Annotated in this window: 16 protein-coding genes; 10 read left to right on the plus strand and 6 right to left on the minus strand. The window is 35.9% G+C overall.

The features are described from left to right. The first annotated feature begins 10 nt into the window (after window positions 1-10). The gene (locus tag BWGOE10_RS33915; protein WP_354267861.1) at window positions 11-94 is read left to right on the plus strand and encodes a hypothetical protein; all 84 of its coding nucleotides are present in this window, start codon (window positions 11-13) and stop codon (window positions 92-94) included. 62 nt (window positions 95-156) lie between these two features. Here BWGOE10_RS33915 and BWGOE10_RS29555 read toward each other — a convergent pair whose 3' ends face one another. Both BWGOE10_RS29555 and BWGOE10_RS04895 read right to left on the minus strand, forming a co-directional pair. Further along, entirely contained in the window at window positions 157-264 is a 108-nt protein-coding gene (locus tag BWGOE10_RS29555; protein ID WP_081338080.1) for a YjcZ family sporulation protein, read from the minus strand. Window positions 265-529: 265 nt separating this feature from the next. Continuing rightward, the gene (locus tag BWGOE10_RS04895) at window positions 530-1,000 is read right to left on the minus strand and encodes a hypothetical protein (RefSeq protein ID WP_070141146.1); all 471 of its coding nucleotides are present in this window, start codon (window positions 998-1,000) and stop codon (window positions 530-532) included. Between the two features lie 204 nt (window positions 1,001-1,204). Here BWGOE10_RS04895 and BWGOE10_RS04900 point away from each other — a divergent pair, with 204 nt between their 5' ends. After that, on the plus strand, window positions 1,205-1,516 hold the full coding sequence (locus tag BWGOE10_RS04900; RefSeq protein ID WP_000637510.1) for a heavy metal-binding domain-containing protein: 312 nt from the start codon (window positions 1,205-1,207) through the stop codon (window positions 1,514-1,516). 91 nt (window positions 1,517-1,607) lie between these two features. On the opposite strand, the gene BWGOE10_RS04905 is transcribed toward BWGOE10_RS04900, so the two are convergent. Then, on the minus strand, window positions 1,608-1,913 hold the full coding sequence (locus BWGOE10_RS04905; RefSeq protein WP_070141147.1) for a hypothetical protein: 306 nt from the start codon (window positions 1,911-1,913) through the stop codon (window positions 1,608-1,610). 117 nt (window positions 1,914-2,030) lie between these two features. Beyond that, window positions 2,031-3,026, minus strand: coding sequence for a zinc-dependent alcohol dehydrogenase family protein (locus BWGOE10_RS04910; protein ID WP_070141148.1), 996 nt, complete (start codon window positions 3,024-3,026; stop codon window positions 2,031-2,033). A 576-nt stretch (window positions 3,027-3,602) separates the two neighbouring features. Here BWGOE10_RS04910 and BWGOE10_RS04915 point away from each other — a divergent pair. From BWGOE10_RS04915 to BWGOE10_RS04925, 3 genes are all read left to right on the plus strand, one after another. Beyond that, complete coding sequence (locus BWGOE10_RS04915) at window positions 3,603-4,820, plus strand: sensor histidine kinase (RefSeq protein ID WP_070141149.1); 1,218 nt, start codon at window positions 3,603-3,605, stop codon at window positions 4,818-4,820. Continuing rightward, entirely contained in the window at window positions 4,810-5,454 is a 645-nt protein-coding gene (locus BWGOE10_RS04920) for a response regulator (RefSeq protein WP_070141150.1), read from the plus strand. The genes BWGOE10_RS04915 and BWGOE10_RS04920 overlap by 11 nt, the downstream gene beginning before the upstream one ends. 202 nt (window positions 5,455-5,656) lie before the next feature. Then, window positions 5,657-6,055 (plus strand): Ig-like domain-containing protein, encoded by a 399-nt coding sequence (locus tag BWGOE10_RS04925; RefSeq protein WP_070141151.1) that lies wholly within the window; start codon window positions 5,657-5,659, stop codon window positions 6,053-6,055. A gap of 73 nt (window positions 6,056-6,128) precedes the next feature. On the opposite strand, the gene BWGOE10_RS04930 is transcribed toward BWGOE10_RS04925, so the two are convergent. After that, entirely contained in the window at window positions 6,129-6,269 is a 141-nt protein-coding gene (locus BWGOE10_RS04930; RefSeq protein ID WP_000273535.1) for a YflJ family protein, read from the minus strand. A gap of 152 nt (window positions 6,270-6,421) precedes the next feature. On the opposite strand from BWGOE10_RS04930, the gene BWGOE10_RS04935 reads away from it, so the two are divergent. Continuing rightward, entirely contained in the window at window positions 6,422-6,784 is a 363-nt protein-coding gene (locus tag BWGOE10_RS04935) for a hypothetical protein (protein ID WP_070141152.1), read from the plus strand. A gap of 26 nt (window positions 6,785-6,810) precedes the next feature. Here the strand turns inward: BWGOE10_RS04935 and BWGOE10_RS04940 are convergent, their stop codons facing one another. Further along, window positions 6,811-6,996 carry a YhzD family protein gene (locus BWGOE10_RS04940; protein WP_070141153.1) on the minus strand — a complete coding sequence of 62 codons (186 nt, stop codon included), beginning with the start codon at window positions 6,994-6,996 and terminating at the stop codon, window positions 6,811-6,813. Between the two features lie 168 nt (window positions 6,997-7,164). Here BWGOE10_RS04940 and BWGOE10_RS04945 point away from each other — a divergent pair, with 168 nt between their 5' ends. The 4 genes from BWGOE10_RS04945 to BWGOE10_RS04960 all read left to right on the plus strand — a co-directional run bounded on the left by BWGOE10_RS04945 (window position 7,165) and on the right by BWGOE10_RS04960 (window position 12,909). Continuing rightward, on the plus strand, window positions 7,165-8,406 hold the full coding sequence (locus tag BWGOE10_RS04945) for a metallophosphoesterase family protein (RefSeq protein WP_070141426.1): 1,242 nt from the start codon (window positions 7,165-7,167) through the stop codon (window positions 8,404-8,406). Continuing rightward, complete coding sequence (locus BWGOE10_RS04950) at window positions 8,403-11,327, plus strand: ATP-binding protein (protein ID WP_070141154.1); 2,925 nt, start codon at window positions 8,403-8,405, stop codon at window positions 11,325-11,327. Before BWGOE10_RS04945 ends, BWGOE10_RS04950 begins: the two co-directional genes overlap by 4 nt. 41 nt (window positions 11,328-11,368) lie before the next feature. Further along, a complete protein-coding gene (gene yhaM / locus BWGOE10_RS04955) occupies window positions 11,369-12,313 on the plus strand; it encodes a 3'-5' exoribonuclease YhaM (RefSeq protein WP_002150118.1) in 945 nt (314 codons plus the stop codon). 398 nt (window positions 12,314-12,711) lie between these two features. Continuing rightward, on the plus strand, window positions 12,712-12,909 hold the full coding sequence (locus tag BWGOE10_RS04960) for a hypothetical protein (protein WP_002150116.1): 198 nt from the start codon (window positions 12,712-12,714) through the stop codon (window positions 12,907-12,909). Window positions 12,910-13,006 lie beyond the last annotated feature (97 nt).

Raw genomic sequence — 13,006 nt, forward strand, 5'->3', positions numbered from 1 at the left:
TGAAGAGTATATTTATTTTTATAACTATAAACGGTTCCAAAAACGACTCAACCACCGAGCTCCGATAGAATATCGAATCTCGATGGCTGCTTAGTCTTTTTAATATTGTCTACTTGACAGGGATAAGACCACATGAGTGTCTTTTCTGATAGTTTTTTAGCAGAAGCAAGCAGCTCCAACGATGATTAATAAAATAAACAATACAACTAATAAAGCAAATCCTCCAGTGAAGCCACAGACGCCACAACTACCACCAAAGCCCATAACAGTTCCTCCTTTAGATAGGGGGGGGAAAACAATGGTTCACTCATGTGTTTTAACGGATTCAATTTACTTTATGCATTTATGAATGGAGCAGGTCCTTTTGAAAATAAAGAAAAGACACCTTATAAGGTGTCTTCCTTCGATTTGAAACATTTTAAGTTTAATAATATACGGTCTCGCCACTGACCTATTAGGCTGAAATTTTATAGTGTTTCTGAACAAAATTTTGTGCTAATTTTGAATCCTTAAGTTGATGGGGATCCTTTTACGTTTTATCATTTTTAAAAAAATCCTTCATTATCTTAGCGCCTTCAATGTTCAATGTCACAGCTTCTACTTTATCTTTCTTCTCATCTTTAGCGATCGTAATTTGCTCCTTATTATCAACCCAAACAAGAAATTCTTCTTTTGAGTCATCTTTATAGGAAACGGTTATAGTAGAATGCGCAGATTGTTTCTTTTTTTGATCTAGTGTGATTGTTTTCGGTGTTCCGTTTTGGACTGCTGAAGCGATTGATTGTATCATTTCCTCGTTATCTGTTTGAGATTTGGAACTAGTATTACTTGTTGTTCTAAGCATCTCAATGTTGGTAATGTCTGCAGAGTTTAATTGAATGGCATTTTTCGTGTTTTCCTGCTTAGTTTTTGGAGTATTATTTGTAGTAGAAGTGCTTGTACAACCTATTAAAGTGAAAGATAGAACACTTAGAGCACATATGTAAGTGATTTTTTTCATTTTATCCCCTCCTCTAGTTTAATTATAACAATTTTCTGTTAATTTAGGTAGTTATTGTAAGGAAAAGGTAGAATAATATTTCACTCTTACAAAATTGTCACATTCATGTAAGGTAATTCAATAGATTAGATACTTTTTCCATGTCATAATAAAGACATAAGGAAGCTAATCAAAAAACTATAAGTTATTAGGAGAGTGTCAGTCATGATTGTAACAACAACGTCTGGAATCCAAGGTAAAGAAATTATTGAGTATATTGATATTGTAAATGGTGAAGCTATTATGGGTGCAAATATTGTTCGTGATTTATTTGCTTCAGTTCGTGATGTTGTCGGTGGCCGTGCTGGTTCTTATGAAAGCAAGCTAAAAGAAGCTCGTGATATCGCGATGGATGAAATGAAAGAACTTGCAAAACAAAAAGGTGCTAACGCTATCGTTGGTATTGACGTAGATTATGAAGTTGTTCGTGATGGAATGTTAATGGTTGCTGTAAGTGGTACAGCTGTACGTATATAATTAAATAAAAAAACAGGCTCACCCCTCGAAGCTTATGCTTTGAGGGGATTCTTTTGTCTTCGCTTATTCTGCAAGTGCGTTTGTTTTTGGATTATGAATAATTGTTTCCTGTCTTGCTATAAATTTCATAAGCAAAAAATCCAAATAAATAGCCTATTCCAGCCCCTAAACTAACTGTAAACATTAAAAAGTCCGGGGAAAATATGCCGACAATTAACCCGATAGAAAAACCAAAAAGCATTCCCATTGGTATTAAACTATCTAATAACTGTTGAGCGCCTTTTGAGTGCTTCTTACCTAGGGTTCCTTGATTATATTTATGTTTCATTCTATCAATTACATATAATACGATTCCTCCGACTATTACAACAGGCGCAATTACCGTAATTAACCACATGTTAGAATCTCCTTTCACCTTTCAAAAGAATTATACCAGATAATTACAAATGGGTACTCCTAAACGTACCATCTAGTCTATTTAAAAGGTCAATCAAAAAGACTTCTTCAATTGTAGTTAATAACTCGTCAAAAACACTTTCCCTTTCGTTTTTTCAGCAGACTGCACAACATCAACCGCTGTTTTCACATCCGCTAAGTCATACGTAGAATGTACCGTCATAAAACGTAATTGTTTATTTTCTACTAAGCGAATTAGATGACGAAACGTTTCTTGCCATTTATACGATGACACGTCTGTATTCCAATGTCGTAAATGAAATATGTTAGCGTGCACTTTTGCTTTCGTGACAATCTCTGCCCAGTTAACTTGTACACCTGATAGAAGACCAATCGTTAAAAAGTGCCCGTTTGGACGTAAGGAAAAAGCTAATTCATTTCCATCCGGTCCCCCGATAGAATCAATCGCAGCATCTGCACCGATCCCGTTTGTTAATTCCATAACGGTTTCATAAAGCGGGGCAGTAGAAGTATCGATTACATATTCGGCACCAAGGCGCAGTAACTCTTCTGTATGCTTATTATTTCTTGTAACGGCAATTAATCGGAAGTTTAAAATTTGTGATAACTGTGCAAATAGATGGCCAATAGCGGATCCACAAGCATTTACTAATAAAATGTCATTTTGTTTTAAGTTTAGAGTTTCTGTGCATGTGACCCACGCCGTCAGGGGATTAATGTACATTTGTGCCGCTGTGAAATCATCAATGGAGTCGGGAATAGGGACCACAAAGTCAGCTGCTGTTTTCACATATTCTTGCCAAGTACCTTCTCCGCGTAAAGGTAAAACACGTTTACCGATAAGGTCTCTAGAAACATCTGCACCTACATTTTCTACAATACCAACACCTTCATAACCAGGTATGTTAGGTAAAGGGATTCTATGTGCATAAGCTCCGGTTACTGGAATTAAGTCAGATGGATTGATCGGTCTAACTAGCATACGAACTAAAACTTCATTATCTTTTAATAGTTCTATATTTTTATATTCAACTTGTAATACATTTTTTGGGTTACCAAACTCATGAAATTGAATGTATTTACCGTGCAAAATAATTGTTCCCCCTTAGTATGATTGGGTTAATTATAGCATTTTCAGTTTAAATGATTATTTCATTAGCACTAATAAAAGGGAACAGAAAGTCGTCGTTTATACTTTGAGGAGATTTTGATTGTGCAAACTTTTAAAATATACATTAATTATGTAGCATTGTATGGATTGTAGAATCGATTTTTTGAACAAGCTATTAGGTATATAGTAATATAAAAAAAGACGCCCTTGTGAGCGTCTTTTTCCAACTTGAGATAGATGTATCATTATTGTTCTGCTAGGGTACATAATTCTCGTTTGAAGTTTTCTCACTTTCTCACACAAATGATCTGTGTATCAATTTGTTTTTGATGTACAGATCATTTGTGTGAGAATTCTTATAGATAATTGCTGAATAATAATCTTACATAAACATCAATGCATTTTGATATACAATAATTCATATTTGTATTTGGTAATGAGGATGAAGAGGAATAAGTGACTTATCCCGCTATTTGTGGGAGTCGGGCTGTATGTAAAAGCCTTCACTTTATCAAAATGTAAGTTGCATCTTGTATAATGTAATGGTGGAGGTCAGATATGAAAAAAATAAGTTTAAATATAGATTTGGATACAAATGTATTGGAAGTGGTATTTATTCCAAGAAGGTTTATTATTTTATGGATTACACTCGTATATATAGCTTCAATACTTTTAGAATTTCGTAATAATATTTTCTCTATGGATAGTTTTTTCTTTACAATAGTCATTGCTATTCATACTATTTTTCATTGGTATGCGAGTTCATTAAAAAATAGGCAATTGTTGTACTTCTTTTTTGTACAACTTTTCATTGTGTTTTTGGCTGCATTTATTGCAACAAATGCTTCGATAGCGATTTTTGTTGGATTAACTCCTATTTTAATCGCCCAAAGCTTATATGTTTATAACAATATATTTAAAGTAATGGCAGTTTTTACTCTTATGTATGCAATATTTTGTGCTGCAATTAGTATCAATTATGGTGTGAATAAATTAGCTATTCTTATCTCTATGTTTCTTTTAGTGTTAGCAATTATTATTCCTTTTTCTTATATTAATAAGCAGCAATTTGATGCACGTAATCGTATACAGAGCTATATTCAAGAGTTAGAGTCTGCATATATGAGAGTGGAAGAATTGACATTAGCTAATGAAAGGCAGCGTATGGCAAGAGATTTACATGATACGTTAGCGCAAGGTTTAGCAAGCTTAATTATGCAATTGGAAGCGATAGATGCTCATATGCAAAAAGGGAATACAGGACGATCTCAAGAGATTATGAAACAAACTATGGTAAGAGCGAGACAAACTTTACATGATGCAAGGTTGGTTATTGATGATTTGCGTCATACTACCAATTCATTTAATGAAGCAGTAGAGGAAGAGGTCCAACGTTTTTCTGAGGCTACGTCTATACATGTGAGATTTACTATTCAAAGCCCTCCACATATTTCAAGCTTAGTAAAGGAGCACTGTTTATATGTAATTAGTGAATGTTTAACGAATATCGCAAAACATTCACAGGCAACAGATGTAAATTTAAAAGTTGAATATATCGATGACCTTGAAAAGCTTACTATTGAAGTTGAGGATAATGGAATTGGTTTTGACACTGGATATATCGGTAAGAATCCTGGACACTATGGTTTAATTGGCTTAAATGAGCGTGTTCGATTGATTAAGGGAGAAATACATATATTGAGTGAAAAGATGAAAGGTACGAAAGTGTATATTCAAGTGCCTATAAATAAAGAAGGAGATAGCCATGAAGCATAACGTATTAATTGTAGATGACCATTTCGTTGTAAGAGAAGGTCTGAAATTAATAATAGAAACGAGTGATTTATTTCAAATTATAGGTGAGGCTGCAAACGGAGAAGAAGCCCTTTCTTTCATAGAAAAAAAGAAACCTGATGTCATTTTAATGGATTTAAATATGCCTAAAATGAGTGGTTTAGAAACAATTGAGGCTTTAAATAAAAAACAAAATCATACGCCGATTATTATATTAACTACTTATAACGAAGATGAATTAATGTTAAAGGGAATTGAGTTAGGAGCAAAAGGATATTTGCTAAAAGATACGGATCGTGAGAATTTGTTTCGAACGTTGGAAGCGGCTATTCGAGGTGAGATTTTACTACAACCAAATATTATGGAAAAGATAGTGAAGTATAAAAGGAAAGAAGTACATGCTGATAAGGGTGAAGAAAATAACTTAACAGATAAAGAATTGTTTGTGCTGAAAGCTATTGCGCGCGGATATAAGAATAAAGAAATTGCATTTGATATGGGGATAGCTGAGCGAACGGTAAAAGCGCATTTAACAAATATATACAATAAACTAGGTGTTAATTCACGGTCAGAAGCGGTAGCTGTATCTATTGAAAGGAAGTTAATTCATTTTTAAAACATTATATATGCCCAATCGTACATTATAGGCTTGCCCTTTTGTACGATTTTTTTATTTCTTCCTTATGTTATGCTTCAGAAAGTATGAGAGATTTAAGAACAGTACAATTACAGACGTTTTCTTTTATCCCAACATAGAACGTATTGCTGTAAATTCATTCAAAGATTGCAGTTGATAAGAAATGGGGGAGTTAACACAGATGTTTCTACCTTTTACTACATTTTATAGGTTTAGTTGGCTGGGGAGTTTTGCTTTCTCTTCAGAAAAGGTTAGCAGGAATAGAGCGCTTTCGAGGACCGAAGAACTAAATGCTAATTTGTATGAAAAGAAATGTATAGATTCAGTTAGTAATATTTATGAGAAAATAACGATAGATTTTGTGAAATATGGTGATAATTATGTATCGGGCCATGCGGAACCTTATGCAACAATTGTCATAACGAGCGGTGATATGCTTGTTGGAAGTGGACGGGTTAATGAGTATGGAGAATTTAAAATATATACGAATAATCATCTGGAAGAGTATTTGATAATAAAGGTTCAGTTGATATTAGGTGGTTTTTATCAAGATAGTATAATAGTAAAGGTAGATTGTTAATTTATAAGGATTCCAGTTTTTATTTACTAAATAAAAGTAAAAGGAAGCAACAATTTGTTGCTTCCTACATCTATTAAGCCGAAGCTTTCTTCATTCTCTCAAGTAAGCTAGATAAAATATGCGTACGATAAGATTCTAGTTTTTTACCTTCGTAAGTACGAATACCTAATTTTTTAAGTTCTTTTACATACCAACCTTTGCTTCCGAAATACATGTGATCGCTCCCCTTCAACTTTTTTTATTTGTCCTGATTGTACTTGGAGGTACGGGTAATATAATGAAGGAAATGAATTTCGCGCGAAAATGGTTAACTTTGTTGCAAAAGACATATATACTAAGGGTAGTATATAACGAGGTGGGCAAGACGTGATTATAGAGAAGCACGAAATTCAAATTGACCAAATTACGAGCGGTAAAGTGAATATCTTTACTTTCTATAGAAATAGAAAGCAAGTTGACGATTACTTTTTACAATTGCAAGAACCATCGCTTACAGCAAACTACTTCTTCCATTTTCATTTTGATGCAGAGAGTTTGCATCTTTTGCAGAAAGAGTTTCCGAGCGTATATCCGTACGACCGTAGTGAAACGATTCACGACTGGACAGAAAAGATGAAAGCGGAATTGCAACATCAGATCCAAACAGGAAAATGGAATAAGCGCGTACGTATCGGTAATCGCATTCTAGATGTGGCGTTTACGTGGTGTGACGAAGATATAGTAGAGTGAAAAAGAAGCGGATGACGCTTCTTTTTTTAGCGCTGGAATAAAACGAGCTTACCTGCAGAAGATGTGCAGCGATGTGTTTTTTCGTACAATCCTTTTTCGTGTAAAATGGATTCACCTTTCGATTTCGCTTCTTTTTCAGTTGCCGCCTCGAATGATTCGTCTAATGCTTTTGAACCATCTTTTTCAAAGACTGTTAGAACGTATACTCCCATGAAAATTCCCTCCAATAATTAAAATCAGAATCTTATAACTATTTTGTCACAAATCAATAGAATATGCAAAGAAATATGTGACATTGCGTGGTAAAATAAAGGGGCAGTTTTATGGACACTAGATTTACTATTCGTAGTAAAGTACGGAAAAGGAAAGGATCGTTATTTGTGAAACAAGTGAAGTTTATACATGCGGCTGATTTGCATTTGGATAGTCCGTTTAAAGGGATGGAAATGAATGTAGCACAGTCTGTTTGGGAGAGAATGAAGCAAAGTACGTTTGAATCGTTCGAACGTATTGTTGATAAAGCGATTCAAGAGCGCGTTGATTTCGTATTACTAGCGGGGGATTTGTATGATGCGGAGACGAGAAGTTTGCGGGCGCAAGTGTTTGTGCGTGAGCAAATGAAGAGACTTTCGCAGTACGATATTCCCGTTTTTATTATTCACGGTAACCACGATCATTTAGGGGGAAGCTGGGCAGCAATTGAGTTTCCGGAAAATGTTCATGTGTTTACGGAGCCTTATGTAGAAGAGAAGTCATTTTATAAAAATGGTGAGCTGTTAGCGTCTATTTATGGGTTTAGTTATTTGCAGCAAGCGGTAACGGATAATATGACAGCGCAGTATACGAAAATGAGTGATGCGCCTTTTCATATTGGAATGCTTCACGGAAGTGTGGAAGGGGATGCAGAGCATAATCGCTATGCACCGTTTCAAATTCGTGAGCTGAAGGAAAAGCAGTTTGATTATTGGGCTCTTGGCCATATACATAAACGTGAAATTTTATCAGAAGAGCCTTACATTGTTTATCCAGGTAATATACAAGGGCGTCATCGTAAGGAAACAGGGGAAAAGGGTGCGTGCCTTATTGAACTTACGAAACAAGGATCGCATTGTTCATTTTTCCATACGGCGGATGTTGTATGGGATGAGATAGAAGTGAGTATCGATGGGCTTGAAACTGTTGATGATCTTATGACGATCGCGTCAAGTGCGATGAATGAATGCCGAAGAGAAGAGGAAGGTACGCTTTTAACTGTCGTATTTACAGGGCAGGGGCCACTTTCTCCTTATTTGCATGAAGACAAGCGCGTGGAAGAGATTTTTCATATTTTAGCTTCGGGAGAAGAGCGAAAAGACTTCGTATATGCGATGAAATGGAAAAATGAGACGGTTTCTTTTGCGGAAATCGAGCGTTTGAAAGAAGAAAATCATTTCGTCGGTAGTGTGCTAAAGGAGTTAGAAGCTTTCACAAATATGGACGGAGTGTTGCGCACCATTTGGACATCTCCTGTGGCGCGTAATAGTATTGAAGCTTTTACGGAAGATGAGAAGAAAGAGATTCAAAAGGAAGCAGAAAATATTATTTTAGAGCAATTATTCCAGCAAGAGAGGGATAAAAAATGAGAATTGAAAAACTCCATATTTATGGCTATGGAAAACTAGAAAATGTGGAAATGGATCTTTCATTGCTGACGGTGTTGTACGGTGAAAATGAAGCGGGGAAATCAACAATTCGCTCATTTATGAAAAGCATTTTATTCGGTTTTCCGACGAGAGGCCAGCGCCGTTATGAGCCGAAAGAAGGCGGAAAGTACGGCGGTGCGATTACTGTACAAACAGAGAAGTACGGCCGTTTGAAAATTGAACGATTGCCAAAGACGGCATCTGGTGAGGTGACCGTTTATTTTGAAGACGGGAAAACTGGCGGCGAAGATATTTTAAATGATATATTAAGCGGCATGAATGAAAGCTTATTTGATTCAGTCTTTTCGTTTGATATGCATGGCCTGCAAAATATTCATCAGCTCGGCGAAGCAGATATCGGTAATTACTTATTTTCTGCAAGTGCAGTCGGAAGTGATGCGTTATTACAATTAGATAAAAAGTTAGAAAAAGAAATGGATCAGCGCTTTAAGCCGAGTGGTCGTAAGCCAGAAATTAACGTGTCGCTGCAAGAGATGAAGAAAATTGAGGAAAAGATGAAAGAGTGGCAAGGGAAGATTGGCACGTATGAAAAACAGATCGAGCAGTTAAAAGAAAGTGAAGAGAAACTTGCTTCTGTTCGTGCGGAAAAAGAGAGTGCCGAAAAACGAAAGCAAGACTATGAAATATTAGCGGCGCTTGAGCCTCTCGTTATTGAAAAGAGTGCGCACGAGAAAGTGTTAGAAAATGAGAACGGGCAGTTTCCTGTAAACGGAATGGCGCGCTATGAAGCGGTAAAGGCAAAGATAGAACCGCTGCAAGTACAAGTAGATTCACTGCAAAAAAAGATAGAAACAGTGCAATCAGAAATTGATTCCACAAAAATAGATGAATCATTTTTACAAAAAGAAAGTTACGTAGAAGAACTCCGTATGCAGCATATGTCTTATGAAAATGCACGCCAAGAAATGCGTGATATGACAGGCAGTATTGCGAATATAAAAGAAGAAATCGCAGAACTACAGCAACAAATTGGTGCTACTTTTGAACAAGAGACAGTTCTTTCATTTGATATGAGTTTAGCGACGAAAGAATTGATTACACAAACGGTGCAAAAAGCGAGAGAGTTAGAAACGCAAAAAACGCAGCTAGATGAACGTTTTAAAACGGCTCAAGAGCAATTAGAAGAACAAGAAGAAAATATAAGACAGATCAAGAAACAAATGTTAGTGGATGAAGAACGAAATATGTTAGTTGAGAAAGAAAAATCATTTCAAGATGCGACGTTTATCGGTATGGGCGCAGAGAGAATGAAGCGCAAATATGAGGAAAAAGCAGGAGCGGCTACGCAAAAGAAAAAGCAATGGCAAAGAGTTTGTCTTCTGTTACTGCTTATTAACACGCTTGTTTTATTCACGAGCTTATTTAAAGATAACCGTCCACTTTTATTTATTAGTGTTATTGTTTTTGTAGGGATTGTTTTAGCTCTCGTTTTATATAAAGATCCATCAAGTGGGTTACAAGAAGAGCTTCTTACTCTTCAGCAAAGTGCTGGTGGGCGCCAAAGTGAAGAAGCGATGTCCGTGCGCTATCAGTTAGAAAAGGATGAAGAGATTCGTAAGCTATTTGAGCGCGAGTCATATAAGTTACAGCAAATGGAGCGAGCGTATGATAAAGTCGTTTCATCGTATGAGGAATGGGAGAGAGAAACATTCCGCGCCAGCGAACAAGTAGATGCATATAAAGTACGCTATTTGTTCCCAGAATTTTATACGTATGCACACATATTACCGGCGTTTGAGCGTATTGAAAAAATGCAGCAATTGTATCGTGAATTAGAGAAGCGAGGTACGCGAAAATCTTCATTATATGAAATGATTTCGCACTTTGAACATAAACTAGAAACTGTTATTGGTAGCGCGGAGTATAGTAATTTGTATGAAGCGCAAAGTCGTATGCAAAATGAGAAAGAGAAGCGACAAACTTGTAAGCAGCTGAAAGAGAAGCTGGCGGAATGGCAAGAAGAATATGAGTTCATGCAAGAGCAATTAAAACAACTACTAGTAGAACGAGATGGCTTATGGCATATCGCGGATTCTACAGATGAAGAGATGTTTTTAGAGGCAGGAAGATTGGCGGAAAAACGTGAAGATGCGGATAAGCAAGTGGGACGTTTATTACCTCAAATTGATCTTTTAGAACAGCGCTTAACGAGTTTATCATTGGCTGGAAATTATGAGGCTGAAGGATATGAAGACCAATTAAAGAAAGAAATAGTAACGATGCAAAACTGTATTGCGAAAGAGAAAGAGCTGACAGAGCGTATTGCGAAGCATCGAATAGAAATTGCGAATTTAGAAGAAGGTAGTACGTACGGTGATTTACTACACGAGTGGGAAATGAAAAAAGCGCAAGTGCGTGAACAAGTGAAAAAATGGGCTGCATATGCGGCCGCAAAGACGGTGTTAACGAAAACCAAGCAATATTATCATGAAGTGCATCTGCCGCGCATTTTACAACAATCCGAAGAGTATTTCGTTTATTTAACGGGCGGGAGATATAGTAAAATATTCTCGCCGTCAGAGGCGGAACCTTTCATTGTCGAACGTAACGATGGTGTGCGTTTTTACAGTCATGAACTAAGCCAAGCGACAGCTGAGCAGTTATATTTATCGTTACGATTTGCACTAGCGAAAACGTTTGAGCATGATTATCCATTTATTATTGATGATAGCTTCGTACATTTTGACGCGGTAAGGACGAATCGAACGATTGAACTTATAAAGGAAATTGCGAAAGATAGACAAGTTATCTTCTTTACATGTCATGCGCATTTATTAACGTATTTTACAGAAAATGAGATTATAAAATTAACGCGTAAGCGTAAAGAAAATGAGTTGTAGTATGCTATACTAAAAGTAATTGATTTGGTGGAGGAATTCGAATGAAAAAGAAAATTGCAGAATATGAAGTTGGTGAACAAGTCGATGTTTTCTTGTTAATTAAAACAGCGACAAAAGGTCTCGCAAGTAATGGGAAACCATTTTTAACAGTAATCTTACAAGATCCAAGTGGAGATATTGAAGCAAAGCTATGGGATGTATCGCCAGAAGTTGAGAAACAATATGTAGCGGAAACAATCGTTAAAGTAGCTGGTGATATTCTAAACTACAAAGGACGTATTCAATTACGTGTGAAACAAATTCGTGTTGCGAATGAGAATGAAGTAACGGACATCTCGGACTTTGTAGAAAAAGCTCCAATAAAAAAAGAAGATATGGTTGAAAAAATTACGCAATACATATTTGAAATGAGAAACCCGAACATTCAGCGTCTGACAAGACATTTGTTAAATAAGCACCAAAACGAATTTTTAGAATATCCAGCAGCGACGAAAAATCATCACGAGTTCGTATCTGGACTAGCTTATCACGTTGTATCGATGTTAGATTTAGCGAAAGCTATCTCGGCTCTATACCCATCGTTAGATAAAGACTTACTATATGCGGGCGTTATTTTACACGACCTTGGTAAAGTATTCGAACTATCTGGCCCAATTTCTACAACGTATACGTTAGAAGGAAATTTACTAGGCCACATTTCTATCATGGTGAACGAAATTGGTAAAGCAGCAGATGAACTGCAAATCGATGCAGAAGAAGTATTAATCCTTCAGCACATCGTTCTTTCTCACCACGGAAAAGCAGAATGGGGTAGTCCAAAACCACCATTAGTAAAAGAAGCAGAAATTCTGCATTACATCGATAACTTAGATGCAAAAATGAACATGATGGACCGTGCATTAGGACGCACAAAACCAGGTGAATACACTGAGCGTGTCTTTGCTCTTGATAATCGATCGTTCTATAAACCGACGTTCCATAATTAAAATTGTAAATAGAATGGCCTCATTAAGTGTGGCATGACAATAAAATTGTTTGAAAAGATGGTGTGAAATTAAGTTTTCACACCATCTTTTATTATCCTGATAAGGAAAGACGCTGCAAACAGCTTTAAAAACCATTATTTATTCTTTGATGAGGAAAGAAATAATGAGAGAAAAAGATGTAAATCATACGGCAAATTTATATTGCATTAGCTCGTGTAAAGCTAAGGGATGAGAGCCTGTTGTCAATAAAAAAACGAATCTTAAACAAAACAATTCTTTTGCATATCATGTGATGCAAGGGAGGCAAGAGAACGTGTTCGTTGATTGGAAATCTTTTGTAGAGTATTCTGAATATAGAGTTGTATTAGGAATATTCTTTTAAGGAGAGTGATTACTTTATGCTAGGAAAATGGATGGATAAAGTAAGAGAACCTAGATGTATACACAATTATAAATTTATTAAAACTCAAGATAGTGAAAATTTTAAAACAGGGCAGATTGGGACAGCTAATATTTATAAGTGCGAAAAATGTGGTAAAGAAAAGGTTGATTATAAATATAACAGTGATATAAATAGTGATTTTTGGAATATATAAAATAAATCGTTTAATGAAACAGAGAATTACTAATATTAATTATTCACCGAAATTACAAGTTATTGTAAGGGTATTTAACTATTAAAGAATTTTAATA

It is taken from the genome of Bacillus mycoides (assembly GCF_001757995.1).
Lineage (GTDB): Bacteria > Bacillota > Bacilli > Bacillales > Bacillaceae_G > Bacillus_A > Bacillus_A mycoides_B.

Bases quoted from the DNA above. Each gene is read 5' to 3' on its own strand.
- BWGOE10_RS04925 (WP_070141151.1), top strand. From the start codon at position 5,657: ATGTTTCTACCTTTTACTACATTTTATAGGTTTAGTTGGCTGGGGAGT.
- BWGOE10_RS04930 (WP_000273535.1), bottom strand. From the start codon at position 6,269: ATGTATTTCGGAAGCAAAGGTTGGTATGTAAAAGAACTTAAAAAATTA.
- BWGOE10_RS04950 (WP_070141154.1), top strand. From the start codon at position 8,403: ATGAGAATTGAAAAACTCCATATTTATGGCTATGGAAAACTAGAAAAT.
- BWGOE10_RS04915 (WP_070141149.1), top strand. From the start codon at position 3,603: ATGAAAAAAATAAGTTTAAATATAGATTTGGATACAAATGTATTGGAA.
- BWGOE10_RS04895 (WP_070141146.1), bottom strand. From the start codon at position 1,000: ATGAAAAAAATCACTTACATATGTGCTCTAAGTGTTCTATCTTTCACT.
- BWGOE10_RS04905 (WP_070141147.1), bottom strand. From the start codon at position 1,913: ATGTGGTTAATTACGGTAATTGCGCCTGTTGTAATAGTCGGAGGAATC.
- BWGOE10_RS04960 (WP_002150116.1), top strand. From the start codon at position 12,712: ATGCTAGGAAAATGGATGGATAAAGTAAGAGAACCTAGATGTATACAC.
- BWGOE10_RS29555 (WP_081338080.1), bottom strand. From the start codon at position 264: ATGGGCTTTGGTGGTAGTTGTGGCGTCTGTGGCTTCACTGGAGGATTT.
- BWGOE10_RS04900 (WP_000637510.1), top strand. From the start codon at position 1,205: ATGATTGTAACAACAACGTCTGGAATCCAAGGTAAAGAAATTATTGAG.
- yhaM (WP_002150118.1), top strand. From the start codon at position 11,369: ATGAAAAAGAAAATTGCAGAATATGAAGTTGGTGAACAAGTCGATGTT.
- BWGOE10_RS04940 (WP_070141153.1), bottom strand. From the start codon at position 6,996: ATGGGAGTATACGTTCTAACAGTCTTTGAAAAAGATGGTTCAAAAGCA.
- BWGOE10_RS04920 (WP_070141150.1), top strand. From the start codon at position 4,810: ATGAAGCATAACGTATTAATTGTAGATGACCATTTCGTTGTAAGAGAA.